This window comes from Streptomyces sp. NBC_00104, from assembly GCF_045160825.1.
Lineage (GTDB): Bacteria > Actinomycetota > Actinomycetes > Streptomycetales > Streptomycetaceae > Streptomyces.
Genome location: NZ_CP108215.1, coordinates 8,425,184 through 8,449,487 on the forward strand (window position 1 = coordinate 8,425,184; position 24,304 = coordinate 8,449,487).

Genomic DNA, 24,304 nt, shown 5'->3' on the forward strand with positions numbered 1-24,304 from the left:
CCCTCGTCCGTCACGGATGACCGCGTGTCCGTGACGGATTCCGTGACGGATTCCTGCACGAATTCCTGCATGGATTCCTGCACGGATTCCGTCACGGATGACGACCCGTCCGTGACGGGCGGACCCGCGCCCGTGAGGTGACAATGCGGCTGATAATGTCGCAGGCAGGCGTGGCCGCGTTCCGCGTTCGAGAGGTTCCGGCGGTGCTCGGGGAGACAGCGATCGCAGCCAATCGCAGGCGATCGCTGTCACCCGAGTCGGTCCCATCGGTCCCGTTCGAAGGTATGTGGGGTTCCCCATGCGTCGCACCACCACGCGGTCCGTCACGCGGTCCGGGCGAGAGCGATCGGCACTCGACGCCGCGTACGACGAGTGCCGCCGCCTGGTCCGCACGACCCGGCCCACCGAGTACGCCCTGATGCAGCTCATGCCCCCGCCGGTGCGCCCCGCCTGCTGGGCCCTGTACGCCGCCCTCGCCTCCGCCGACGATCTGCTCGACTCCACCGAGGGCACCCCGAAGGAGCGCGCCCGGCGGCTTCAGGAGTGGCGGGCCGCGCTGGAGGCCGACCTGGGCAGCGGCACCAGCGACGACCCGGTCAGGCTCGCGCTGACCGATTCGGTGTGGCACTGGGGGCTCGACCTCGGTGACCTGCTCGGCGCCCTGGACGCGGTGCAGCGGGACGAGGACCGCGAGGGCGTCGCGACCTGGCAGGAGTGGCGGGAGCGTGCCCACGCCCAGAACGTCAGTTGGCCCGAGCAGCTGATGCGGATGCTGGTCCGCAGCGGACTGCCCGTACCCGTACGGCTGCGCGACCTTCCGGGCTTCACCCGTTTCGTGGACGGCCTGTTCCTCACCGACATGCTCCGCGACCTCCCCGAGGACCTCGACGGCGGACACGTGTGGTTCCCCGCCGAGGTCCTCGACCGCTTCCACGTCACCCCGGCCGAACTGATCTCACGCGAGTGGACCCCCGCCGTCCGGCAGCTGGTCTCCCACCTCGCCGGCCAGGCCCGGGAATGGCTGGAGAGCGCCCGTCGGGCGCTGCGCGACACGCTGCCGCTGGGCCCCGCCATCGTGCTCGACACCGCCGTCGAACTGTTCGGCGCGGAGCTGGACGCGATTCTCCGGGCCGGATCGGCCGTCCTGCACCGCCCGGTACGCGTCCCCCGGCACACCGAGTGGCGGATCCTCGGCCCCGCCCGGGCACGGGCCGCCGTGGTGTGGCGGCTGACGCTGCCGCCCGGCAGGGACGCGGCCATCGATACGGCGAGGACGGCGGGGGCCCGCGCGAACGGGACTTCGTCCACCGACGACCGGGCCGACGCCACCGCGGCGGACCTGCTCGCGGGCCCCGAGCGGCACACCACACGGATCGCCGAACCGCCGCTGCCGCCGCGCCCGCACCGCGACGGCGCCCGCCCGCCCGCCATAGCCGGGGCCCATCTCCCGCAGCATGTGGCGATCGTCATGGACGGCAACGGCCGCTGGGCCACCGGGCTCGGACTGCCCCGCGACGAGGGCCACCGCGCCGGGGCGGTCGCGTTGCGCGACGTCGTCCAGGGCGCACTGGAGATCGGCCTCGCCCATCTGACCGTCTACGCCTTCTCCACCGAGAACTGGAAGCGGTCGCCCGACGAGGTCTCCAAACTCTTCGCGATCATGCGCGCGGAACTCCTCGACGGCGAACTGCTGGACCACGACGTACGCCTGCGCTGGGTGGGTTCCCCCGACGGACTCCCGGACGACGTGGTGGAGGTCCTGCGCGCCCAGGAGCACGCCACCCGCAACCGCACCGGCCTCACCCTCAACGTCTGCGTCAACTACGGCGGCCGGGCCGAACTCGCCCAGGCGGGCGCGGCGTTGGCCCGTGCCGCGCTGGCCGGCGAGGTCGACCCTGCCAGGGTCTCCGAGCAGCTCTTCGCCGCGCATCTGCCCCACCACGCCATGCCCGACGTCGACCTCCTCTGGCGCACCAGCGGCGAGATCCGCACCTCCAACTTCCTCCCCTGGCACGCCCACTACGCCGAACTCCACTTCACCGACCAGCCCTGGCCCGACGTGGACCGCCGAGACCTGTGGGAGGCGGTGGTCGCCTACACCCACCGCAAGCGCCGCAAGGGCGCGGCGTCGGTACCCACGTCTGCCGACGGGGCCGAGTGACGGAGCCGCTTCAGAGCTCGGGGGTGCTGCTTCGTGGGCGGGTGCGGGTGGTGTGCGGTTGCTCGCGCAGTTCCCCGCGCCCCTGAACGGCATGGGCCGCGCCCGGAGCTTTCAAGGGGCGCGGGGGACTGCGCGACCAGCCCCCACGCACCCGCAGCCGAAAAACGCACGCGTCAGCCGACCAACCGCAACCGAACCCCCGCCACCCCCACCCGCACCGTCTGCCCCCACGTCAGCTCCAGCGCGTCCCCCTCCATCCCGTCCCCGAAGACGATGAGCCGATCCGACTCGACCGTGAGCGAAAGCCGCCCGCCCTCCGCGAGCGCCCCCGCCACCATCGACGTTCCCGTGGCCGGCGACGGCCACGCCTCCCGCACGAACCACAGCAGCCGGGCCTCGTCCGGACCGGGGAGGCTCAGGGCGCTCTCCCGTTCCTGCCACACGGACCGGATCCATCCGCTGGCCCCGGTCCCGGTCCCGACGAGCACCCCGGACGAGGCCTGGGGCTCGACGGCACCCCTGTCGCCGTCGAGCCCCAGGCGGTACCGGGCGGTCTGGTGTCCCGCCGCGCCGAGGTAGATCTCGTTGAGCGCCACCAGCCGCTGCGTGTCGTCCGCGACGGCCTCGACCATGGTCAACTCATCGGCCCCGCAGTCACGTTGGAGCGATGCGGACAGCAACTTCCCCGCCTGGTCGGGCCGGTGGCGCACCAGTACCCCCGGGTTGCGCCGGGGGTCGGGGTTGATCCCCACCACCGGCTGCCCCGCGAGGTACTTCGCGACATTGGCCACCAGCCCGTCCTGCCCGACGACGACCACGACGTCCTCGGGGGCGAACAGGAACCGGTCCAGGTCGGCCCGTTCGACCCGCGCCTGACGCCAGGTCAGCGGTACCGAGGACGTGACCTCGGCCAGCGCCCCGCGCTCCCGCCGGTGCCGCTCGGCCACGTCCTCGATGTCCCGCCCCCGGGACCGCAGGAAGAAGGCGGCCTGCCCGTGCGTACCGTGCCGGGCCACCAACTCCTCGTACTCGGTGGTGCGATGGACCAGCACCACCCGCGGCGCGAGACTCACGCGGAGTCTCCCGCGGTGCCCGCCCCGCCCAGCCGGGAGAGCAGCCCGGTCAGCACGTCCGGCGACACGGTGACGCTCTCGATCCGCGGCAGGTTCTCCGCGAGCCGCGTCGCGGTCAGCGCGTGCAGCGTCGCCGTGTCCACCTCGGCGTGCACCCGCAGCCACGCCGCCTGCGCCTCGGCCCGTGCCGCACCCACGTCCCGCGCGGCCCGCGCCTCCGCCCCGGCCAGCTTGACCTGCCGCGCCGCCTCGGCGTCGGCGAGCTTCACGCTCCGTGCCGCCTCCGCCTCCGCGAGCCGCACCGTCCGCTCGGCCTCCGCCTCGGTCAGCCGTCCCGTCCGGGCGGCCTCCGCACCCGCCTTCACCGCGTCCGCCGCGGCCCTCTCCTCCGCCTCCCGCCGTGCGTTCGTGCCCCGCTGCTCGACCAACTGCTCCTCACGCCGGGCCAGTTCGATCTGGCTGGCCAGTTCGTTCTCCGCGATGGCCCGCTCCCGCTCGACGGCCACGGCACGACGCTCGTACGTCGCCTTGTCCGCTTCCTGCTGGATCTGCTCCCGGGCCGGCGTGCGCAGCGCCCGCTCCACCTCGGGTTCGGGCCGCAGCGCCACCACGCGTACGGCCACGATCTCGATCCCGGTGGCCGGCAGCCGGGGTTCGGCCGCCAGTCCGCCGGCCACCCGCTCCCGGACCGCCGCGACCCCGTCGACCAGGGCCGACGCCAGCGTCGTACGGGCCAGGACGTCCAGCGCGTGCTGCTGGGCCGTCTCCGTCAACAGCGTCGACAACTGCTCCAGGGGAGCACCGCGCCAGACACCGGTGTCGGGGTCGATGGAGAAGTCGAGGCGGGCGGCGGCGGTCGCCGGGTCGCTCACCCGGTACGTCACCGTCGCCTGCACCGCCACGTCCTGGAAGTCGGACGTACGGGCGTGGAAGGTCATCGCCAGCTCCCGGTCGTCCACCGGGATCTCGGAGAGCGAGGCGCTCAGCGACCGGTACCAGAAGCTCAGCCCCGGACCGTCGTGCACCAGCCGCCCGGAGCGGTGGTGACGGACGTGCGCGGTGGGCACGCCGCGCAGATGCCGCCAGCCGAGCCGCCTGGTGATGTCGGCCATGGATGATCCCCCTCGTGACGACTGAACGACACCGATTAATGTCACTTAGACGATAATGGAGTGCCCCACTTATCGTCAAGGGGACGAGTAAAGGGGGTCCAAGGATTCCGATTCGGCCGACCGGAGGGTGAACACGCGCCCGAATGGTCAGGATGAGGGCATGGGATTCCATGTCGACTCCGAGGCCGGGCGCCTGCGCCGCGTCATCCTGCACCGGCCGGATCTTGAGCTCAAAAGGCTCACCCCCGGCAACAAGGACGCGCTGCTCTTCGACGACGTGCTGTGGGTGCGCCGGGCGCGCGCCGAGCACGACGGATTCGCCGACGTGCTGCGTGACCGAGGCGTCGCCGTCCACCTCTTCGGCGACCTGCTCACCGACGTCATGCGCATTCCGCAGGCCCGGGAACTCGTCCTCGACCGGGTCTTCGACGAGAAGGAGTACGGCCCGCTCGCCACCGACCACCTCAGAGCCGCCTTCGAGTCGCTGCCCCTGGCCGAGCTGGTCGAGGCCCTGATCGGCGGCATGACCAAGCGCGAGTTCCTCGACGCCCACATGGAGCCGGCCTCCGTCCGCTTCCACGTCATGGAACTCGACGACTTCCTCCTCGACCCCCTCCCCAACCACCTCTTCACCCGCGACACCTCCGCCTGGATCTACGACGGGGTCTCCATCAACGCCATGCGCTGGCCCGCCCGCCAGCGCGAGACCGTCCACTTCGAGGCGATCTACCGGCACCACCCCCTCTTCCGCGCCGAGACGTTCCACGTCTGGTCGGAGGGCCAGGCCGACTACCCGTCCACCATCGAGGGCGGCGACGTCCTGGTCATCGGCAACGGGGCCGTCCTCATCGGCATGAGCGAGCGCACCACCCCGCAGGCCGTCGAGATGCTCGCCCACAAGCTCTTCGCCGCCGGCTCCGCGCAGACCATCGTGGCCCTCGACATGCCGAAGCGCCGGGCCTTCATGCACCTCGACACCGTCATGACCATGGTCGACGGCGACACCTTCACCCAGTACGCCGGACTCGGCATGCTCCGCTCGTACACCATCGAACCCGGTGTCGGCGAGAAGGAGCTCAAGGTCACCGACCACCCGCCGGAGCACATGCACCGCGCGATCGCCGCCGCGCTGGGCCTCGACGCCATCCGGGTGCTGACCGCCACGCAGGACGTCCACGCCGCCGCGCGCGAGCAGTGGGACGACGGCTGCAACGTCCTCGCCGTCGAGCCCGGCGTCGTCGTCGCCTACGAACGCAACGCCACCACCAACACGCATCTGCGCAAGCAGGGCATCGAGGTGATCGAGATCCCGGGGAGCGAACTGGGGCGGGGGAGGGGCGGGCCGCGCTGTATGAGCTGCCCGGTGGAGAGGGCGGCCGTGTGACGGCGGTCCCCGTATAGAAATGTGGAACATCGTATAGACTTCCAGTCTTCCTTACGCTGTCCCTGCCCCCGTCGACCCAGGAGCGCCCCCATGGCGACTGTTCCCCACGCCCTCGCCGGGCGCCACTTCCTCAAGGAGCTGGACTTCACCGCGGAGGAGTTCCGCGGGCTGATCGAGCTGGCCGTGGAGCTGAAGGCGGCCAAGAAGGCCGGGACGGAGACCCCGTACCTGCGGGGCAGGAACATCGCGCTCATCTTCGAGAAGACCTCGACGCGCACCCGCTGCGCGTTCGAGGTCGCCGCGGCCGACCAGGGAGCCCGGACGACGTACCTGGACCCGTCCGGCTCGCAGATGGGCCACAAGGAGTCCGTACGGGACACCGCGCGGGTGCTCGGCCGGATGTTCGATGCGATCGAGTACCGCGGCGACAGCCAGGCGAACGTCGAGGAGCTCGCCGCGTACGCCGGAGTGCCGGTCTACAACGGGCTCACCGACGACTGGCACCCCACCCAGATGCTGGCCGACGTGATGACCATGACCGAGCACAGCGACAAGCCGCTCGACGGGATCGTCTTCGCGTACCTCGGTGACGCCCGCTTCAACATGGGCAACTCGTACCTGGTCACCGGGGCCCTGCTCGGCATGGACGTCCGGATCGTCGCCCCGCGGGCCTACTGGCCGGCCGAGGAGATCGTCGACCACGCGCGCAAGCTCGCGGAGATCAGCGGGGCGCGGATCACGCTCACCGAGCACGTCCACGAGGGTGTGAAGGGCGCCGATTTCGTCGCGACCGATGTGTGGGTCTCGATGGGGGAGCCCAAGGAGGTCTGGGACGAGCGGATCGGGGCGCTGTCGCCGTACGCCGTGACCATGGACGTGCTGCGGGCCACCGGCAACGCGGACGTCAAGTTCCTGCACTGCCTGCCTGCCTTCCACGACCTCGGCACGAAGGTGGGGCGCGAGATCCACGAGCTGCACGGGCTGGACTCGCTGGAGGTCACGGACGAGGTGTTCGAGTCCTCGCACTCCGTCGTCTTCGACGAGGCCGAGAATCGCCTGCACACGATCAAGGCGGTCCTGGTGGCGACGCTGGCCTGACGGGCGCGTGAGAGCGCGGGGGCTGCGCTTGTCGGGCGGGTGCGGGTGCGGGTGCGGGTCGGGCGGGCGCGGGGCGTTCGTGGGCGCCCGCGCCCCGCGGCGGAGCCGCGTATCGACACTGCCCCGCGCCCCTTCGGGGCGGCTTACGCGTGGCGGCGCTGGGGCGGCACCGTCGGCAACCGGAACCACACCGCCTTGCCGGAGTCCGTGGGGCGGTGGCCGCAGGCGGAGCTCAGGGCGCGGATGAGGAGCAGGCCGCGGCCGTGCTCCTGCCAGGGGTCGGGGTCGAGGTGGCCCGGGGTGGTGAGGTCACCCGGAGGCGCCGGGTCCGGGTCGTGGACCTCCACCTTGCAGCCGGTCGGCACCAGCTCGACGACCAGCTCTATGGGCCCGTCCCCGGCCGCGTGCTCGACCGCGTTCGCGACCAGTTCCGCCGTGAGCAGCTCCGCCGTGTCGCAGTCCGCCCCGTGCTCCAGCTCGGTCAGCGCCGTACGCACCAGCGCGCGGGCCACGGGCACGGCCGCGGCGGTGTGCGGCAGCGCGATGCGCCAGGAGGCGGGGGCGGAGGGTTCTTGCAAGGCGGCGGATCCGATCATGGAGCAGGTCATGGCTCGTCCTGCTTTCAACGTGACGAATGGTACGGCGCGGACCGGCGATGCCGCTCGGCGGGCGCCGCGGGGGACCTTCGGCCCCGTTGCCAGCCGGTCTACCCACGGCAACGCTCCGCCGCGCCCGACCGAGCCCGTCGTTACCGGCTTGTCGAACGTCCGTGACCGAGTCACGGGGTCCGGACGGCCCCGGCGGAGCGGCGACCACGACTGCCGACTCGCCTATCGCGCACTCGTGACGACAGTCAGATAACGGTGATAGCTTCGATGGGGTAGGGAAGTAGCCGCAGCGCCGCGGTAGCCCCCGAGGAGGCCGCCCGTCATGAGTCCCTTCACCGGCTCCGCCGCCCGCACCTCCGACTGGCGGCATCTGCGGTGCGAGATCGCCGACGGTGTCGCCACCGTCACCCTCGCCCGCCCCGAGAAGCTCAACGCCCTCACCTTCGGCGCCTACGCCGACCTGCGCGACCTGCTCGCCGAACTCTCCCGGGAGAGATCAGTACGGGCCCTGGTGCTGGCCGGCGACGGCCGCGGCTTCTGCTCCGGCGGCGACGTCGACGAGATCATCGGCGCCACCCTCGCCATGGACACCGCCCAGCTGCTCGACTTCAACCGGATGACCGGGCAGGTCGTCCGGGCCGTACGCGAGTGCCCCTTCCCGGTGATCGCCGCCGTGCACGGCGTGGCGGCGGGCGCCGGCGCGGTCCTCGCCCTGGCCGCCGATTTCCGGGTGGCCGACCCCACGGTCCGCTTCTCCTTCCTCTTCACCCGCGTCGGCCTCTCCGGCGGCGACATGGGCGCCGCCTACCTCCTGCCCCGCGTCGTCGGCCTCGGCCACGCCACCCGCCTCCTGATGCTCGGCGAACCCGTCCGCGCCCCCGAGGCCGAACGCATCGGCCTCATCAGCCAGCTCACCGACGAGGGCGGCGCCGACGAGGCCGCCGGGGTGCTGGCCCGCCGCCTGGCCGAGGGCCCGGCGCTGGCGTACGCCCAGACGAAGGCCCTGCTGACCGCGGAACTGGACATGCCGCTGGCGGCAGCCGTGGAGCTGGACGCGGCCACCCAGGCCCTGCTGATGAACGGCGAGGACTACGCCGAGTTCCACGCGGCGTTCACGGAGAAGCGCCCCCCGAAATGGCAGGGCCGATGACGCCGACCTCACCTGTACCGACCTCGCCTGTAGCGACCTCGCCTGTCATTCCGACCCCAGGGGCAGCCGACCCAGGGGCGCGGGGCAGTGTCGATATGCGGCTCCGCCGCGGGGCGCGACCAGCCACAGCCAACCCGCAGCCGCCAACGCAGCCCAGCCACCCCCACCGCATCGCGATCATCGGCGGCGGCCCCGGCGGCCTCTACGCCGCCGCCCTCCTCAAACGCCTCGACCCGTCCCGCGAGATAACCGTCTGGGAACGCAACGCCCCCGACGACACCTTCGGCTTCGGCGTCGTCCTCTCCGACGAAACCCTGGGCGGCATAGAACACGCCGACCCGGTCGTCCACGAGGCGCTGCAAGCGCACTTCACCCGCTGGGACGACATCGACATCGTCCACCGCAACACCCGCCACACCTCCGGAGGACACGGCTTCGCCGCCCTCGGCCGCCGCCGCCTCCTCCAGATCCTGCACGACCGCTGCCGCGCCCTCGGCGTGGAACTCCGCTTCGGCACGGAGGCCCCGTACCCCGCCTGGCTCTGCGAGGCGTACGACCTGGTCATAGCGGCGGACGGCGTGCACAGCGCGACCCGCGAGGCGTACGCGGAGGTGTTCCGGCCGGCTGTCGAGACCCACCGCTGCCGCTACATCTGGCTCGCCGCCGACTTCGCCTTCGAGGCCTTCCGGTTCGAGATCGCCGAGACCGAGCACGGCGTGATGCAGCTGCACGGCTACCCCTACGCCCGCCCGTCACCCGACCACCGCCCCTCAACGAGGCCCTCCGGGCCGCAGGACCAATTCGGTGCGTCCACCGTCATCGTGGAGATGCGCGAGGAGGTGTGGCGGGCCGCCGGGCTGGACCGGACGGACGAGCGGGAGTCCGTCGAGCGCTGCGCGAAACTCTTCGCGGACGCGCTCGGCGGACGGCCCCTGCGCTCCAACAACTCCACCTGGACGACCTTCCGCACGATCGTCAACGAGCGCTGGTCGCACGGCAATCTGGTACTGCTCGGCGATGCCGCGCACACCGCGCACTTCTCCATCGGCTCGGGTACGAAGCTGGCCGTCGAGGACGCGCTGGCGCTGGCGGCCTGTCTGGAGGAACAGCCGGACCTGGTAAGGGCGTTGACGGCGTACGAGGAGGAACGGCGCCCCGTCGTCGCCTCGACGCAGCGCGCGGCGCGGGCCAGCCTGGAGTGGTTCGAGAACATCGGGCTCCATCTCGCCCAGCCGTCCCGGCAGTTCGCCTTCAACCTGCTCACCCGCAGCCGCCGCGTCACCCACGACAACCTCCGCCTCCGCGACGCCCACTTCACCGGCGCGGTGGAGCGGGAGTTCGGCTGCCCACCGGGAACGCCCCCGATGTTCACCCCGTTCCGGCTGCGCGGCCTGACGCTGCGCAACCGTGTCGTCGTGTCCCCGATGGACATGTACTCGGCGACCGACGGTGTCCCCGGCGACTTCCACCTCGTCCATCTGGGCTCCCGCGCTCTCGGCGGCGCCGGGCTCGTGATGACGGAGATGGTGTGCGTGAGCCCCGAGGGGCGCATCACCCCGGGCTGCGCCGGGCTCTGGAACTCCCGGCAGGCCGACGCCTGGCGCCGCACGGTGACGTTCGTGCACGAGCGGGCGCCGGGCACGGCCATCGGCGTCCAGCTGGGCCACTCCGGTCGCAAGGGCTCGACCAAGCTGATGTGGGAGGGCATCGACGAGCCGCTGGACGCGGCCAACTGGCCCCTGACGGCGGCCTCCCCGATTCCCTACAAGCCGGGCGGCCAGACCCCGCGCGAAGTCTCGCGCGCCCAACTCACCGACATACGCGAGCAGTTCACCTCAGCCGCGACCCGGGCCGCCCGCTGCGGCTTCGACCTGCTCGAACTCCACTGCGCCCACGGCTACTTGCTCTCCGGCTTCCTCTCACCGCTGACGAACCGCCGAACCGACCGTTACGGCGGTTCCCTCGACCACCGGCTCCGCTTCCCCCTCGAAGTCTTTGACGCCGTACGGTCTGTGTGGCCGGAGGAGCGGCCGATGACTGTCCGTATCTCGGCGACCGACTGGGCCGACGGCGGCACGACCGCCGAGGACGCCGTCGAGATCGCCCGCGCCTTCGCCGCGCACGGCGCCGACGCGATCGACGTCTCGACGGGGCAGGTAGTCGCCGACGAACACCCCGAGTACGGGCGCTCGTACCAGACGCCGTACGCGGACCGGATCCGGCACGAGGCGGGGGTGCCGGTCATCGCCGTCGGTGCCATCTCCTCCTGGGACGACGTCAACTCCCTGATCCTGGCGGGCCGCACAGACCTCTGCGCCCTCGGCCGCCCCCACCTGTACGACCCCCACTGGACCCTCCACGCGGCCGCCGAACAGGGCTACGAGGGACCGGGCGTGGTCTGGCCCGCCCCCTACCGAGCCGGCAGCCGCCGCCCCAACACGGGCCGCACGGACGCCCCCAAACCCCGCCTGACGTTGGGGGGTTGAGGGCGCCGACGGCACCAGGGCGCACCCACGCGTCACGCCAGGTCGGCCATCCCCGCCGTCAGTGTCGCCCCATCGGCCGGGTCGACCAGGATGAACGACCCCGTCCGCCGTGCGACCGCGTAGTCGTCCAGCGCCAGCGGCTCCGCCGTACGCAGCACGATCCGGCCCAGGTCGTTCGTGGTCAGCTCGCGGTGGCCGCCGAGCTCCTTGACGACGGCCTTGACGGTTCGGGTGGTGTGCCGGAGCAGCACGCGGTCGCCCACCCGGAGCGGCCGTTCCGCGAGGTGGCAGACGGCCGCCCGGACGTCCTGCGTCAGCGTCGGGCCGTCCGCCACGCCCGCCGTGATCATGTCGCCTCGGGAGATGTCCCGCTGGTCCGCGAGCCGCACGCTGATCGACTGCGGCGCGTACGCGACCTCCGCCGGCTCGCCCAGGACGTCGATCCCCGTGATCTCGGACGTCCCACCGGACGGATGGACGGTCACCCGGTCACCCACCCGCAACGCCCCCGACACCAACTGCCCCGCGTAGTGACGGACTTCGTCGTGCCGGATCACGTACTGCACGGGGAAGCGCGCCGGAGCGTCCGCCGCCTCCGCCCCCACCGGTACGGTCTCCAGGAATGCGAGGAGTGCCGGACCGCCGTACCAGTCCATGTGCCCGGACCGCTCGACGACGTTGTCACCGGCCAGCGCCGAGACGGGGATCGAGGTGAAGGCGGGCAGCCCCAGATCGTCGGCGTGCCGCGTGAACTCCTCGACGATCCGCCGGAACTCGCGTTCCTCGTACCCGACGAGGTCCATCTTGTTCACGGCCAGCACCACGTGCGGCACCCGCAGCAGCGCGGCGATCGCGGCGTGCCGGCGGGTCTGCTCGACCACACCGTTGCGGGCGTCGACGAGGATGATCGCCAGCTCGGCGGTGGAGGCACCCGTCACCATGTTGCGGGTGTACTGCACATGGCCGGGGGTGTCGGCGAGGATGAACCGGCGGCGCGGGGTCGCGAAGTAGCGGTACGCCACGTCGATGGTGATGCCCTGCTCCCGCTCGGCCCGCAGCCCGTCGGTGAGCAGCGCGAGATCCGGCGCCTCCTGCCCACGGCCGGCGGACACCCGCTCCACCGCCTCCATCTGGTCCGCCAGAACCGACTTGGAGTCGTGCAGCAGCCGCCCGACGAGCGTGGACTTGCCGTCGTCGACCGACCCGGCGGTCGCGAAGCGCAGTGTGTCGATGGTGGCCGAGGGCTTCTCGGCCAGGGGGGTGCTCATGCTTAGAAATACCCCTCGCGCTTCCGGTCTTCCATCGCGGCCTCGGACATCTTGTCGTCCGCGCGCGTCGCGCCCCGCTCGGTCAGCCGGGAGGCCGCGATCTCGGCGATGACCTGGTCCAACGTCACCGCGTCCGAGTCCACCGCGCCCGTGCAGGACATGTCCCCGACCGTTCGGTACCGCACCTGCCGCTTCTCGACGGTCTCGCCGTCCTTGGGGCCCCCCACTCGCCGGCGGTCAGCCACATCCCGGCCCGCTGGAACACCTCGCGGTGGTGGGCGAAGTAGATCTGCGGCAGTTCGATGCCCTCGCGGGCGATGTACTGCCAGACGTCCAGCTCGGTCCAGTTGGAGAGCGGGAAGACGCGGACGTGCTCGCCGGGCGCGTGGCGGCCGTTGTACAGGTTCCACAGCTCGGGGCGCTGGCGGCGCGGGTCCCACTGGGAGAACTCGTCGCGCAGGGAGAACACCCGCTCCTTGGCGCGCGCCTTCTCCTCGTCCCGCCGCCCACCGCCGAAGACGGCGTCGAACTTCTCCGCCTGGATCTTCTCGGTGAGCGGCACGGTCTGCAGGGGGTTGCGGGTGCCGTCGGGGCGTTCGCGCAGTGCTCCGCGGTCGATGTAGTCCTGCACGGAGGCCACGTGCAGGCGCAGTCCGTGTTCGGCGACCGTGCGGTCGCGGTACTCCAGGACCTCGGGGAAGTTGTGGCCGGTGTCCACGTGCAGCAGCGTGAAGGGGATGGCGGCCGGGGCGAAGGCCTTCAGTGCCAGGTGCAGCATGACGATGGAGTCCTTGCCGCCGGAGAACAGGATCACCGGCCGCTCGAACTCGCCCGCCACCTCACGGAAGATGTGGACCGCCTCGGACTCCAGCGCGTCCAGATGGGACAGGGTGTGGACGGTCATACGAGGCCTCGATCCGCCAGCAGCGCGTACACGGACGCGGCCGATTCGTCGGGCGTCTGGTGTTGCGTCGGGAGCACGAGCGCGGGGTCGGCCGGCGGCTCGTACGGGTCGTCGACACCGGTCAGGCCCTTGAGCCGGCCGGCGGCCTGACGGGCGTACAAGCCCTTCACATCGCGCTCGCTGCACACCTCGACGGGGGTGGCGACATGCACCTCCAGGTACGGGGTGCCGCTCACGTCGTGGCGCTTGCGGACCGCCTCGCGGCTGTCGGCGTACGGCGCGATGACCGGGACGACGGCCAGCACGCCGTTGCGGGCGAGGACCTCGGCGACCAGACCGATGCGCTGGACGTTGGTGTTGCGGTCCTCGCGGGAGAAGCCGAGGCCGGCGGAGAGGAAGCGGCGGATCTCGTCACCGTCGAGGACCTCCACCCGGTGCCCCTCGGACCGCAGCCGGCCGGCCAGGACACGGGCGATCGTGGTCTTGCCCGCGCTCGGCAGTCCGGTGAGCCAGACCGTGGCTCCCCGGGCCTTGGACACCCTGGACGAGGTGGTCATGCGTGGGTTCCTTTCGCGGCGCCGGCGGCGAGGCCGTGCCGTTGCTCGTGGAGGGAGGAGAAGAGGGACTCCCAGCGGTGATGGACGGAGTCCGGGCCGTACGAGGCGGCCGTGAGAACCGCGGCGACGCCCATGTCGGCGCGCAGCACCTCGTCGGCCATCAGCCTGGCCATGGCGTCGGCGAGCGCGTCGGGGTCCTCGGGTGCGACGAGCAGCCCGTCCACGCCGTGCGTGAGCACGTCGGCGGGGCCGGTCGGGCAGTCGAAGCTCACCACGGGAAGGGCGTGGCTCATCGCCTCGATCATCACCATCGGCAGTCCCTCGAAGCGTGAACTGAGCACGTAGAAGGAGGCCTTGGCGAGTTCGTCGTCCAAGCGGTCGGTGTGTCCCATGAGGAACACGTGATTGTAGAGATGGTGTTCTTCGATCAGGTGGCGAAGTTCCGACTTCTTCTCGCCGCTGCCGTAAATTCTCAGTTGCCAGTCGGGGTACGTCTCGACGAGCTTCGCCCAGGCCGGGATCAGCAGGTCGAAGCCCTTCTGCGGGAAGAGCCGGCCGGCCGCCACCGCGATCTTCGACCTCGGGTCGGCCGGGACCTGGTCGAGGGAGTGCACGGCGTTGGGGATGCGGACGACCCGGGTCCCGGGCAGGAGTTCGGCGTACTCGTCGCGGTCGCGCTCGGTGAGCACGGCGACGGCGGCGAAGCGCGGGTACGTCTCCTGGATGCGCCGCTGCACGTCCCGTTTGTGGGTGCCGAGGTTCATGTGCTCCTGGGCGATCCGGACCACGCCGCTCGTGGCGTGCTCGGCGGCCAGGAAGTTGAGCGCGGGCCGGGTGGTGACGAGGATCCCGTCGGTCAACGACCGTAGGTACGCGATGATGTGGTTCTCGACGTACCGGTTGAAGTAGCGGTAGCCGAACTCGCCCTTCGGGATGTGCCGGGCGGGAGCCTCCAGCAGTTCGCCGCGCCTGCGGTCGCGCCAGCGGGCGACCAGGCCGGACGGCGGGGTGTAGGCGCCCTCGCGCAGGTCGACGACGGTGGAGACCTTCACCCGGGGGTCGAGCGGGAACTGGAGGGTGTCGCGGCGGCGCAGCGCGCTGACGATCTCCACGGTCCAGCCCGCCGCCACGAGGGAGTTGGCCTGGTTCATCACCGTTCGGATGGTGCCGCCCCGGCCGTACGCGTGCAGCAGCAGATACCGGACGTGGGGGCGCTGGGGGAGCGGGCGGCGGTCGGTCATGCGGAGCCTCCCGTGCGGCACTCCAGAGACAGGTTGTCCTTGATCGTGAAGTACGGGCGCACCCGGAGTTCTCCGATGCGCTGCTCCGGATACACGAAGATCTTCTTCTTGCCGTGCACGTCGTCGAGGTGCCTTCCGGCGCGCAGTTCGACCTCGCCGTCGGTGAGGTGGAGGTCCCACTCCTCGACGGGCGCGTGGCCGGAGGCGGCGAGGTCGCGGACGGGCAGCTCGCTCGCGAAGCGGTCGCCCTTGACGGCGGCGTCGTAGCGCAGCCTGGGGTCGGCGTGGGAGCGGCGGGTCAGGACCAGCTGCCAGGTGCCGACCGCCGGGACCCCGTGGATGCGTCCGACGACTCTGATGAGCCCGTCGCGCGGCCAGACCTCGGTTATCTCGGCGTGCGGCTTCACTTGCCGTAGCCCCAGGCCCGGCACATCGGCTGGAGGAGCTCCGGGATGTCGTCCTCGGCGGGGAGCGCGCGCCCGGACTGCACCTGACCGGTCCTGATCTTGTCCCGCCAGTCGCCGAGACCCTTCACGACCTGGGCGTCGTCCTTCCTGCCGTAGTCGAGCATGGCCGGCTCGAAGTCGAGGTCGAGGAAGTCGCAGAGCCGCCGCATCTCCTTCTCGGGATCGGCGGTGATGTCCTCGTACCGCACGGTGTGACCCGTGAGTCCCTCGCGGGCCCGGTCGACGGCCTTCATGTAGCGCAGCGCGTCGGCGGCGGCCTCGTCGTAGCCGCGCTTGTCGGGGTCGCCCTCGTGCCACGACTGGGCGATGGAGACCGGGTGACGCAGCAGGAAGACGAAGCGGGCGTCGGGCCAGCAGTCCCGGATGCGCTCGTACACGAAGGCGTTGCTCGGGGTCTTCTCGACCAAGAAGTCCTTGCCCGACCTGACCAGTTCGCGGTGCATGACCCGGTCCCACAGCAGATGCTCCAGATCGCCGCGCTCCAGGTCGAGGGCGCTCATCGCCTTCTGCGACAGCTTGCTGCCGTAGCCGACCTCCAGCCGGCGTATGTGCAGCTCGTGCGGGGAGTGCAGCCGCGAGTGCGCGTTCAGGAGCATCCGCAGCAGGGTGGAGCCCGAGCGCACGGGAGACATGATGAAGACCGGCTGCCTGAGCAACCGGTCCGTGGCCAGGTCATCGGGAGCCGGACATCGGTACACCGCCGTGGGCCTCTTCGCGGCCGGCTTCGGCGCCGTGGCCCTGGGTACGGCGGGCGCGACCGGGGCGGCTTTGCGCACTTGCAGACCGGTGGTGGCGGTGAGTGCACGGTTCAGGTTGCGCAGGAGACTCATGCGTCAGGATGGTAAGTAAGGATTCTTAGAAGATTGGAGGAGAACCCTGAGCGTTCCCTTAGCGAAAAAAATTGTTACAGATCTTTAAGTTCGTTTGAAGTTTCCTGCGAGTCCACCCCCGCGAACTCCGCCCCCGCGTCCCGCAGTCGCGCGTGCAGCGCCCGGAACACGGCCGCCGAACGCTCGCCCGGCCAGTCCGCCGGCAGCAGCTCCGCGGGCAGCCCGGGGTCGACGTACGGCAGATGGCGCCAGGAGTCCAGAGCCAGCAGATAGTCGCGGTACGCCTCCTGCGAAGGAGTGCCCTCGCGGTGCTCCCAGTCGTGCAGCACCGGCGCGTGCCGGTCGAGGAACGCCTCGTGCTGCTTGGCGATCCCGGCCAGGTCCCACCACCGCGCCACCGCCTCGGCCGTCGCCGCGAACCCCAGGTGCTCGCCCCGGAACAGGTCCACGTACGGGTCGAGCCGCAGCCGGGTCAGGGTGTGCCGGGTCTCCTCGTACAGCCGGGCCGGTGCGATCCACACGCCCGGAGCGGCCGTGCCGAAACCGAGTCCGGCCAGCCGGGAGCGCAGCACATGCCGCTTCTGCCGCTCCGACTCCGGCACCGAGAACACGGCGAGCACCCAGCCCTCGTCCCGCTCGGGCGCCGTCGCGTAGATCCGCCGGTCACCGTCCTCCAGCAACTGCCGCGCGTCCCGCGACAGCGCGTACCCGGCCGCCCCCGCCGGCGTACGGGCCGGCAGCAGCAGGCCGCGCCGTTTCAGCCGGGACACCGAGGAACGGACGGAGGGCGCGTCGACACCGACCGCGGCGAGCAGCCGGATCAGCTCGGAGACGGGCACGGGACCCGGCACCGAACGGCCGTACGCGCCGTAGAAGGTGACGATGAGCGAACGTGGTGCGTGCTGTTCGGACACGTTGATCATTTTAGGTCTTCGGCATCACTGCTGGTCACCTAGGGTGCGCAGTCGGAACCGCTGGAGTTTGCCGGTCGCCGTGCGTGGCAGCGCGTCCAGGAACACGATCTCGCGCGGACACTTGTACGGCGCCAGCTCCGACTTGAGGAACGCCCGCAGCCCGTCGCCGTCCCGGCCGGCGCCCGCTCCGACGACCACATAGGCGACGACGACCTGGCCACGCGCCTCGTCCGGCCGCCCCACCACCGCCGTCTCCACCACGTCCGGATGGCGCAGCAGGGCCTCCTCCACCTCGGGGCCCGCGATGTTGTAGCCGGCTGAGATGATCATGTCGTCGGCGCGCGCGACATAGCGGAAGTACCCGTCCGGCTCGCGGACGTACGTGTCCCCTGTGACGTTCCAGCCGCCCCGTACGTACTCCCGCTGCCGCTCGTCCGCCAGATAGCGGCACCCCACCGGACCGCGCACGGCGAGCAGCCCCTGCTCCCCGTCGGGCACCGGCACCCCGTCCGCGTCCTGCACCCGCGCCCGCCATCCCGGTACGGGCACCCCCGTCGTCCCGGGCCGTATGCCGTCGTCGGCCGCGGAGATGAAGATGTGCAGCAGCTCGGTCGCGCCGATGCCGTTGATGATCCGCAGCCCGGTCCGCTCGTGCCAGGCCCGCCAGGTGGCCTCGGGCAGGTTCTCGCCCGCCGACACACACCGGCGCAGCGACGAGATGTCGTACCCGTTCGACCCGTTCGACCCGTCCGACGCGTTGAGCTCGCCCAGCATCGCCCGGTAGGCGGTCGGCGCGGTGAACAGCACCGACACCCCGTGCTCGGCGACCGCCGGCAGCAGCTGCTTCGGGCCCGCCTGTTCGAGCAGCAGGGCGCTGGCGCCGGCCCGCATGGGGAAGACCACGAGACCGCCGAGGCCGAAGGTGAAGCCGAGCGGGGGAGACCCGGCGAACACGTCGTCCGCCCGGGGCCGCAGCACATGCTTCGAGAAGGTGTCCGCGATCGCCAGCAGATCCCGGTGGAAGTGCACGCACCCCTTGGGCCGTCCGGTCGTACCGGACGTGAAGGCGATCAGCGCCACGTCGTCGGCCGCCGTCTCCACCGCCGTGTACGGCCCCCGCGCCCCGTTCGCCGTCGGCAGGCCGAGGAGGTCCTCGGGACCGTCCCCGCCGAAGGTGGTGATCCGCAGCCCCGGGACGTCCGCCTTCGCGAGGTCGTCCACATGCCGTAGGTCGCACAGGGCGTGCGACACCCGCGCCAGCTCGCAGATCGCCGTCAGTTCCTGCGGCCGCTGCTGCGCCAGCACCGTCACCGCGACCGCCCCCGCCTTGAGCACCGCCAGCCAGCACGCGGCCAGCCAGGGTGTGGTGGGCCCCCGCAGCAGGACCCGGTTGCCGGGGACCACGCCGAGGGTGGACGTGAGGGTGTGGGCGATCCGGTCGACACGGGCACGGAGTTCGCCGTACGTCCACATCTCCCCGGCGGGCGTACGGAAGACGGGCCGGCCGGGACCGCCGCCGTCGAGCAGCTCGGCGGCGGCGTTGAGCCGGTCCGGATAGCGCAGCTCGGGGAGGTCGAAGGACAGCTCGGGCCACTGGTCCGGCGGCGGGAGACCGTCACGGACGAAGGTGTCGACGTGGGCGGTGACCCTGGATTTCATGACGTTCGCCCCCTGCTGTGGTCCCTGCCGAAGTGGGCTCGCATGTGTGGTGGGCTGTCGCACAGCGAGCGTATCGCCTTGGTGACGGCAGTCAACAGTTCGCGATAGCCTCGGCAGTGGCCCCCTGGGGGAGAAGGGACGGGCAATGACCGCATTCTCGCTCGAACCGGCGCAACTCGCCCGGCGTGCCGAACTGCGCGCGCTGGCCGCCGAACGCCTGCGCCCCGTGGCCGACAAGGGCGAGCCCGGCCACGTCAACCGCCCCCTGGTCGCCGAGCTGGGCCGACTGGGCCTGCTCTCCCGGCTGTTCACCTCGGGCGCGCTCGACCTCTGTCTGATGCGCGAGTCACTGGCGTACGTCTGCACGGAGGCCGAGACGGCGCTGGCCCTCCAGGGCCTGGGCGCCCACCCGGTGCACGCCCACGGCACCGAGGCCCAGCGCGCCCGCTGGCTCCCCCGGGTGAGCGACGGCGACGCGGTCGCGGCCTTCGCGCTCAGCGAGCCCGGCGCCGGCTCGGACGCGGCGGCCCTGTCCCTGCGGGCGGAACCCGACGGCCCCGGCCGCTGGCGGCTCACCGGGGAGAAGTGCTGGATCTCCAACGCTCCCGAGGCCGACTTCTACACCGTCTTCGCCCGTACCACCCCCGACGCGGGTGCCCGCGGGGTGACCGCCTTCCTGGTCCCGGCCGACCGCCCCGGCCTCACCGGCACCCCGCTCGACATGCTCTCCCCGCACCCGATCGGCGCCCTCGACTTCGACGCGGTCCCCGTCACGGCCGACGACGTCCTCGGCGCACCCGACCGAGGCTTCCGCGTCGCCATGGCCACCCTCAACCTCTTCCGCCCCAGCGTCGGCGCCTTCGCGGTCGGCATGGCCGAGGCCGCGCTGGACGCCACCCTCGCCCACACCGCCCGACGGGACGCGTTCGGCGGCACGTTGCGGGACCTTCAGGCCGTCTCCCACCAGGTCGCCGAGATGGCGATGCGCACCGAGGCGGCCCGGCTCATGGTCTACGCGGCGGCCGCGGCGTACGACTCCGGTGACCCGGACGTACCCCGGCGGGCCGCGATGGCGAAGCTGCTGGCCACGGAGACCGCGCAGTACGTCGTCGACACGGCCGTACAACTGCACGGGGCACGGGCACTGCGGCGCGGCCATCTGCTCGAACACCTCTACCGGGAGGTACGGGCGCCACGCATCTACGAAGGGGCGAGTGAGGTGCAACGCACGGTCATCGCCAAGGAGTTGTACGCGAGGGAGGCGTCGGCGCGGGAGGCGGGGACACGGGAGGCGGGGGCGCGGGGGTCCGCGGGAGAAGGACGGCCGGTATGAGCATCGAGCGGATGAACCCGGCCGGGCTGTCGCCGCCCACCGGCTTCTCGCACGCCGTGGTCGCCACCGGGAGCCGGGTGGTGTTCCTGGCGGGCCAGACCGCGCTCGACGCGGACGGCAAGGTGGTGGGGGAGACGCTGGAGGAGCAGTTCGAGCGGGCGCTCGGCAATCTGCTGACCGCGCTGGAGGCCGCCGGCGGCACACCGGCCGACCTCGCCCGAGTCACCGTCTACGCCACAGATGTCGCCGACTACCGCGTCCGCGCGCCCCGACTCGGCCGCGTGTGGCGGCGGTTGGCGGGGCGGGACTATCCCGCGATGGCGGTCGTCGGCGTGGTACGGCTCTGGGACGAGCGGGCCCTGGTGGAACTCGACGGCTTCGCGGTCCTGCCGTAGCCGAACGGAGGTCGTGTCAGGCGGCGGCGGCCAGCGCACCGAAGACCGGGCGGTGCGGGGCGATCACGCTGCCGTCGGGCAGCAGTTCACCGGTGTCGTCGAAGACGATCGCCCCGTTGCAGAGCAGGTTCCAGCCCTGCTCGGGGTGGAAGGCGACGATGTGCGCGGCGTCGCGGTCCGTGCTGTCGATCGAGGGGCACAGGGGCCGGTGTGAACACATGGCGCACCTCCACGTCGTCGTGAGTGCCGGCGGCGGTTCACCGCCTCGCACTCCAGACCATGCCCGCGTCCGGAACGCATCGCCACACCCTCGCGCGAGACGTGACAGCACCCGGACGTGCCGTGACAGGACGCGGACATACCCCGGACGCGCGGGGGTGCGTCCGATAGTTCCGGTAGTGAGGACGGCGGAGCCGACGCGCCGACGGAGGGGTGATGATCACCGGCGCGCCCCGGCCCGGCCGGTACCTCTGGAACCTCGTCCAAGGAGGTATCCCCATGTCCCTGTCCCTGTCCCTGTCCCAGGGCTTTTCGCAGGTCCCCCGGGTCCTCGGCGCCGCCGCCGGTGCCGCGCTGCTGCTGTTCTGCGCCGCCCCGTCCGCCGGTGCCACGACCGAGCCGTTCGAGACGGTGACCATCGACCCCACCGGCCACGTCGCCCAGGACGGCGCCCTCACCCTGTCCGGCACGTACCGCTGCCTCGGCGGCAACGGCCCCGTCCTCGTCTCGTCCTCGCTGCAGCAGGGCGACAGCGGGGTCCGCAAGGGCGTCGGCGGGACATCGGCTGTCTGCGACGGCGCCGACCACACCTGGACCAACACGGACAAGGCCGATCCGGGCCGCTTCCAGCCCGGCCGGGCCCGGGTGGAGGCCACCCTCACGGAGCTGTCGGGCGGCGGTCTGCCCCTGCCCAGGTTCCACGCGGTGCGGCAGCAGGACATCACCCTCGTAGAGGGCTGAGCCGTCGGCCCGGGCGCCGCCCGGCCGCGACAGCGCGAAGGCGGCCCCGGTGGTGGGTGGTTCACCGGAGCCGCCTTCCCCTTGGCGGGGCCTAGTTACTTGAGCAGGTGCACTCGCTGGGTCGTCAGGTCGTAGCGGGCGCCGACGATCGCCACCTCGCCGGCCTTCAGCTTGGCGGCGATGTCGGAGTCGGCCGCGACCTTGGAGCGGACGAGCCGGACGTTCGCGTCGATCGTCGCGGCGACCCGGGCGTCGCCGGTCACGCTGTGGTCGATGGCCGGAGCGATCTCGTCGACGATGTACTGGATGCCGCTCGGCAGCCTGTCGCCGGTCTGGTCCGCCGCGACCGCCGCCTTCACGGCGCCGCAGGACTGGTGGCCGAGCACCACGACCAGCGGGATGTCCAGTTCGAGGACGCCGTACTTGACGCTGCCGAGCACCGACTGGTCCAGCACCTCGCCCGCGCTGCGCACGGTCATCAGGTCGCCGAGGCCCTGGTCGAAGACCAGCTCCGGGGGGACGCGGGAGTCGATGCAGCCGAGGATGAGGGCGAAGGGCTCCTGACCGGTCGTCAGGGCCTTGCGCACGACGGCGTCCTCGTCGGGGTGCTGCTCGTGGAAGGTCCGCCAGCGGCGGTTGCCCTTCGACAGTTCCTTCAGCGCCTCTTCCGCCGTGCCGGGCCGCGTGCGGGTGGGGGCGGAGGGCTTGGGGGTGGAGCGGGAGACGGGCTCGGCGTCGGCGGGGAAGGCGCCGACGGCGAGGCCGCCGCCGAGTACGGCGGTGCCGGCCAGTGCGGCGCGCAGGAGTGAGCGTCGGCCGCGAGGCTTCGCGTGGGATATCGGGGCGTCCGCGCCGGCGGCGGTCGCCTCGGCGGCGTCGCCTCTGTGGGGTGCTGCGTCAGAGTTCACGGGCAGGAACGTACGTCCGGCCAAACGCTCAAAGATTCAAGTTGCGGAATCATGGACGAGCGTTGATCAATCATGGCCGACCCTTGAATCGTTCTTGGTCACTTCAGGGAAGGCATTTGGGCAGTCGGTCTCTTGTTGTTCGCTTCACGGGCCGCCGGGCGAGCCGTCGGTGAGCGGGGTACCGGGGAGATGGCGCAGTCGGCCGAGCCGGTGGCGGAGGCGACGGGGTCCTGAGCGGGACGGAAGCGGGGCCGGACGGCGCGGCACGCGCGGCGACCGGGCCCCGCGCCCTCACGTCCGGTGCGCGAACACCACCAGGTTCTCCGTGTAGTCCATGGCCTTGCGGTCGTAGGCGCCCGCGCAGGTGATCAGCCGGACCTCGGGCCGGGCGGCATCGGCGTACACCCGCTCGTCGGGGAAGTCGTCCTTCTCGAACGTCTCCGCGCCGTCGACCACGAAGGACACCCTGCTCCGGTCGGAGCGTACGACGTGGAAGACGTCCCCCTTCTCCAGTTCGCTGAGCCCCGCGAAGACGGCCGGAGAGGTCACCGTGTCGACGTGCCCGGCGATGATCGCGGTGCCCGTCTCCCCGGGGGCGGCGCCCTCGGCGTGCCAGCCGACGAGGTTGACGTCGTCGGCGGGCGGGGCTTCGAGCTGCCCGGAGCGGCCGACGGAGAGGGGAACGAAGGGGGCGCTCACCCGGATCTTGGGGATGAGCAGGCGGATCGGCCTGGCTCGGGACGTCCGCTGTCGCTGTCCCGCCGCCCGTTCGGCGGGGGAGAACTCCTCGGAGGGCGCGGCGGGGGCGGCCTGCGGGGCGTGCCGGGCGTTCGACGGACGGGAGGCGTCGGACGAGGAGTCCGCGCCGCCGAACAGACTCACCGCCAGGATCAGCAGGGCCACGGCGCACAGCACGGTCAGATTCACGTGGGTGCCACGGCGGGTCGGCACCGGATCGGTGCCGGGGGGAGAAGCGGGGGCTGCCATCGGACACCACCTCACCAGGTACGGCAGCTGAACGGACGGACGGGCGGACGGGCGGACGGACGGACGGGCGGAGGGCGGGCGGGGGACACGCCGGAACGCCGGCCGGGCCGCCACACGACACACGGTGTGTGGCGGCCGCGGCCGCTATCGCGCCAGGTATCGCGCCCGGCATGGGCTCAGGCCACGCTTCCGGCGGTCTTCCTGCGACGCAGGGCGTACATGCCCGTACCGGCCACCGCGAGGACGGCCATCCCGCCCGCGGTCACCGTCGGCGAGGCGAGCGCGCCGCCACCGGTGTGCATCCCGCCGCGCGGCTGGTCGTGGTCGCCCTTCCAGGAGCCCTTGTCGTGCTCGCCCTTCCAGGACTCCTTCGTGGACTCCTCCTTGTCGTAACCCCCGGCCTCGGGCTTGGCGGCCTGCCCGGAGTCCCACTCCCCCTCGTTGTTCAGCGAGGTCAGCGCACCGCCACCCGTGTGAACCCCGCCGTGCGGTCCGTCGTGGCTGCTGTCCTTGTCGTGCTCCTTGCTGTAGCCATGGTCCCCGTGGTCCCACTTGCCACCGTCACCGTCGGCGTAGGCGCCGGGGGCGGTGATGGCGAGGACGGCGGTGGCCGCCGCGGTAGCGAGAAGCATGCGAGCAGAACGCATCTGATGGTCCTTCCGCCGCAGCCGGGCAGCTGGTGCTTCGTCAGCTGACTTGACCCGGCTCCGACGTGATCCACCGTCAGCCGGATCGCACGCGCTCACCACTCAGGGCGCTCAGCCGGGTGAACCGGGACCCCCCGACCGGCCGCCGAGCGGCCCAGAAGG

The 24,304-nt window shown here is 71.9% G+C and carries 22 protein-coding genes and 1 pseudogene; 8 read left to right on the forward strand and 15 right to left on the reverse strand.

Going from position 1 to position 24,304, the window contains the following annotated elements; translation table 11 throughout:
* The first annotated feature begins 298 nt into the window (after positions 1–298).
* Positions 299–2,161 carry a polyprenyl diphosphate synthase gene (gene uppS / locus OG272_RS36985; RefSeq protein ID WP_328224198.1) on the forward strand — a complete coding sequence of 621 codons (1,863 nt, stop codon included), beginning with the start codon at positions 299–301 and terminating at the stop codon, positions 2,159–2,161.
* Between the two features lie 173 nt (positions 2,162–2,334).
* Here uppS and OG272_RS36990 read toward each other — a convergent pair whose 3' ends face one another.
* Both OG272_RS36990 and OG272_RS36995 read right to left on the reverse strand, forming a co-directional pair.
* A complete protein-coding gene (locus OG272_RS36990) occupies positions 2,335–3,234 on the reverse strand; it encodes a hypothetical protein (protein ID WP_326575934.1) in 900 nt (299 codons plus the stop codon).
* Positions 3,231–4,346, reverse strand: a complete 1,116-nt coding sequence (locus OG272_RS36995) for an SPFH domain-containing protein (RefSeq protein ID WP_327727426.1) — start codon at positions 4,344–4,346, stop codon at positions 3,231–3,233. The genes OG272_RS36990 and OG272_RS36995 overlap by 4 nt, the downstream gene beginning before the upstream one ends.
* Positions 4,347–4,506: 160 nt before the next feature.
* Between OG272_RS36995 and OG272_RS37000 the strand changes: the two genes are divergently transcribed.
* Complete coding sequence (locus OG272_RS37000; protein ID WP_327727425.1) at positions 4,507–5,730, forward strand: arginine deiminase; 1,224 nt, start codon at positions 4,507–4,509, stop codon at positions 5,728–5,730.
* A 90-nt stretch (positions 5,731–5,820) separates the two neighbouring features.
* Positions 5,821–6,828, forward strand: a complete 1,008-nt coding sequence (argF, locus tag OG272_RS37005) for an ornithine carbamoyltransferase (protein ID WP_328224199.1) — start codon at positions 5,821–5,823, stop codon at positions 6,826–6,828.
* Positions 6,829–6,971: 143 nt separating this feature from the next.
* On the opposite strand, the gene OG272_RS37010 is transcribed toward argF, so the two are convergent.
* Complete coding sequence (locus tag OG272_RS37010) at positions 6,972–7,436, reverse strand: ATP-binding protein (RefSeq protein ID WP_327727423.1); 465 nt, start codon at positions 7,434–7,436, stop codon at positions 6,972–6,974.
* Positions 7,437–7,758: 322 nt separating this feature from the next.
* Here OG272_RS37010 and OG272_RS37015 point away from each other — a divergent pair, with 322 nt between their 5' ends.
* Together OG272_RS37015 and OG272_RS37020 are read left to right on the forward strand one after the other, a co-directional pair.
* A complete protein-coding gene (locus OG272_RS37015; RefSeq protein WP_405895541.1) occupies positions 7,759–8,586 on the forward strand; it encodes an enoyl-CoA hydratase family protein in 828 nt (275 codons plus the stop codon).
* Between the two features lie 95 nt (positions 8,587–8,681).
* Positions 8,682–11,072 (forward strand): bifunctional salicylyl-CoA 5-hydroxylase/oxidoreductase, encoded by a 2,391-nt coding sequence (locus OG272_RS37020; RefSeq protein ID WP_405895542.1) that lies wholly within the window; start codon positions 8,682–8,684, stop codon positions 11,070–11,072.
* 32 nt (positions 11,073–11,104) lie between these two features.
* Here OG272_RS37020 and OG272_RS37025 read toward each other — a convergent pair whose 3' ends face one another.
* The 8 genes and pseudogenes from OG272_RS37025 to OG272_RS37060 all read right to left on the reverse strand — a co-directional run bounded on the left by OG272_RS37025 (position 11,105) and on the right by OG272_RS37060 (position 18,912).
* Positions 11,105–12,340: a GTP-binding protein gene (locus OG272_RS37025; RefSeq protein ID WP_327727420.1), complete on the reverse strand. Its 1,236-nt coding sequence runs from the start codon at positions 12,338–12,340 to the stop codon at positions 11,105–11,107.
* Between the two features lie 2 nt (positions 12,341–12,342).
* Positions 12,343–13,244 (reverse strand): annotated as a pseudogene (gene cysD, locus OG272_RS37030) (sulfate adenylyltransferase subunit CysD).
* Positions 13,241–13,801, reverse strand: a complete 561-nt coding sequence (cysC, locus tag OG272_RS37035) for an adenylyl-sulfate kinase (RefSeq protein ID WP_326575919.1) — start codon at positions 13,799–13,801, stop codon at positions 13,241–13,243. The pseudogene cysD and the gene cysC overlap by 4 nt, the downstream one beginning before the upstream one ends.
* The gene (locus OG272_RS37040) at positions 13,798–15,042 is read right to left on the reverse strand and encodes a glycosyltransferase family 4 protein (RefSeq protein ID WP_327727418.1); all 1,245 of its coding nucleotides are present in this window, start codon (positions 15,040–15,042) and stop codon (positions 13,798–13,800) included. The genes cysC and OG272_RS37040 overlap by 4 nt, the downstream gene beginning before the upstream one ends.
* Entirely contained in the window at positions 15,039–15,449 is a 411-nt protein-coding gene (locus tag OG272_RS37045; protein WP_326575915.1) for a hypothetical protein, read from the reverse strand. The genes OG272_RS37040 and OG272_RS37045 overlap by 4 nt, the downstream gene beginning before the upstream one ends.
* Positions 15,446–16,339: a sulfotransferase gene (locus OG272_RS37050; RefSeq protein WP_326575913.1), complete on the reverse strand. Its 894-nt coding sequence runs from the start codon at positions 16,337–16,339 to the stop codon at positions 15,446–15,448. Before OG272_RS37050 ends, OG272_RS37045 begins: the two co-directional genes overlap by 4 nt.
* Positions 16,340–16,413: 74 nt before the next feature.
* Complete coding sequence (locus tag OG272_RS37055) at positions 16,414–17,262, reverse strand: PaaX family transcriptional regulator C-terminal domain-containing protein (protein ID WP_405895543.1); 849 nt, start codon at positions 17,260–17,262, stop codon at positions 16,414–16,416.
* Positions 17,263–17,277: 15 nt separating this feature from the next.
* The gene (locus OG272_RS37060; protein ID WP_405895544.1) at positions 17,278–18,912 is read right to left on the reverse strand and encodes an AMP-binding protein; all 1,635 of its coding nucleotides are present in this window, start codon (positions 18,910–18,912) and stop codon (positions 17,278–17,280) included.
* Between the two features lie 145 nt (positions 18,913–19,057).
* Here OG272_RS37060 and OG272_RS37065 point away from each other — a divergent pair, with 145 nt between their 5' ends.
* Positions 19,058–20,245, forward strand: a complete 1,188-nt coding sequence (locus OG272_RS37065) for an acyl-CoA dehydrogenase family protein (protein WP_405895545.1) — start codon at positions 19,058–19,060, stop codon at positions 20,243–20,245.
* Complete coding sequence (locus OG272_RS37070; RefSeq protein ID WP_326575905.1) at positions 20,242–20,640, forward strand: RidA family protein; 399 nt, start codon at positions 20,242–20,244, stop codon at positions 20,638–20,640. The genes OG272_RS37065 and OG272_RS37070 overlap by 4 nt, the downstream gene beginning before the upstream one ends.
* A gap of 16 nt (positions 20,641–20,656) precedes the next feature.
* Here OG272_RS37070 and OG272_RS37075 read toward each other — a convergent pair whose 3' ends face one another.
* The gene (locus OG272_RS37075) at positions 20,657–20,860 is read right to left on the reverse strand and encodes a DUF5999 family protein (RefSeq protein ID WP_326575903.1); all 204 of its coding nucleotides are present in this window, start codon (positions 20,858–20,860) and stop codon (positions 20,657–20,659) included.
* Positions 20,861–21,138: 278 nt separating this feature from the next.
* On the opposite strand from OG272_RS37075, the gene OG272_RS37080 reads away from it, so the two are divergent.
* Complete coding sequence (locus tag OG272_RS37080) at positions 21,139–21,600, forward strand: DUF6299 family protein (RefSeq protein ID WP_405895546.1); 462 nt, start codon at positions 21,139–21,141, stop codon at positions 21,598–21,600.
* 95 nt (positions 21,601–21,695) lie between these two features.
* On the opposite strand, the gene OG272_RS37085 is transcribed toward OG272_RS37080, so the two are convergent.
* From OG272_RS37085 to OG272_RS37095, 3 genes are all read right to left on the reverse strand, one after another.
* A complete protein-coding gene (locus OG272_RS37085; protein WP_327727414.1) occupies positions 21,696–22,508 on the reverse strand; it encodes a carbonic anhydrase in 813 nt (270 codons plus the stop codon).
* A gap of 291 nt (positions 22,509–22,799) precedes the next feature.
* Positions 22,800–23,495: a class F sortase gene (locus OG272_RS37090; RefSeq protein ID WP_327727413.1), complete on the reverse strand. Its 696-nt coding sequence runs from the start codon at positions 23,493–23,495 to the stop codon at positions 22,800–22,802.
* A 176-nt stretch (positions 23,496–23,671) separates the two neighbouring features.
* Complete coding sequence (locus tag OG272_RS37095; protein ID WP_326575895.1) at positions 23,672–24,142, reverse strand: hypothetical protein; 471 nt, start codon at positions 24,140–24,142, stop codon at positions 23,672–23,674.
* Between the last annotated feature and the right edge of the window lie 162 nt (positions 24,143–24,304).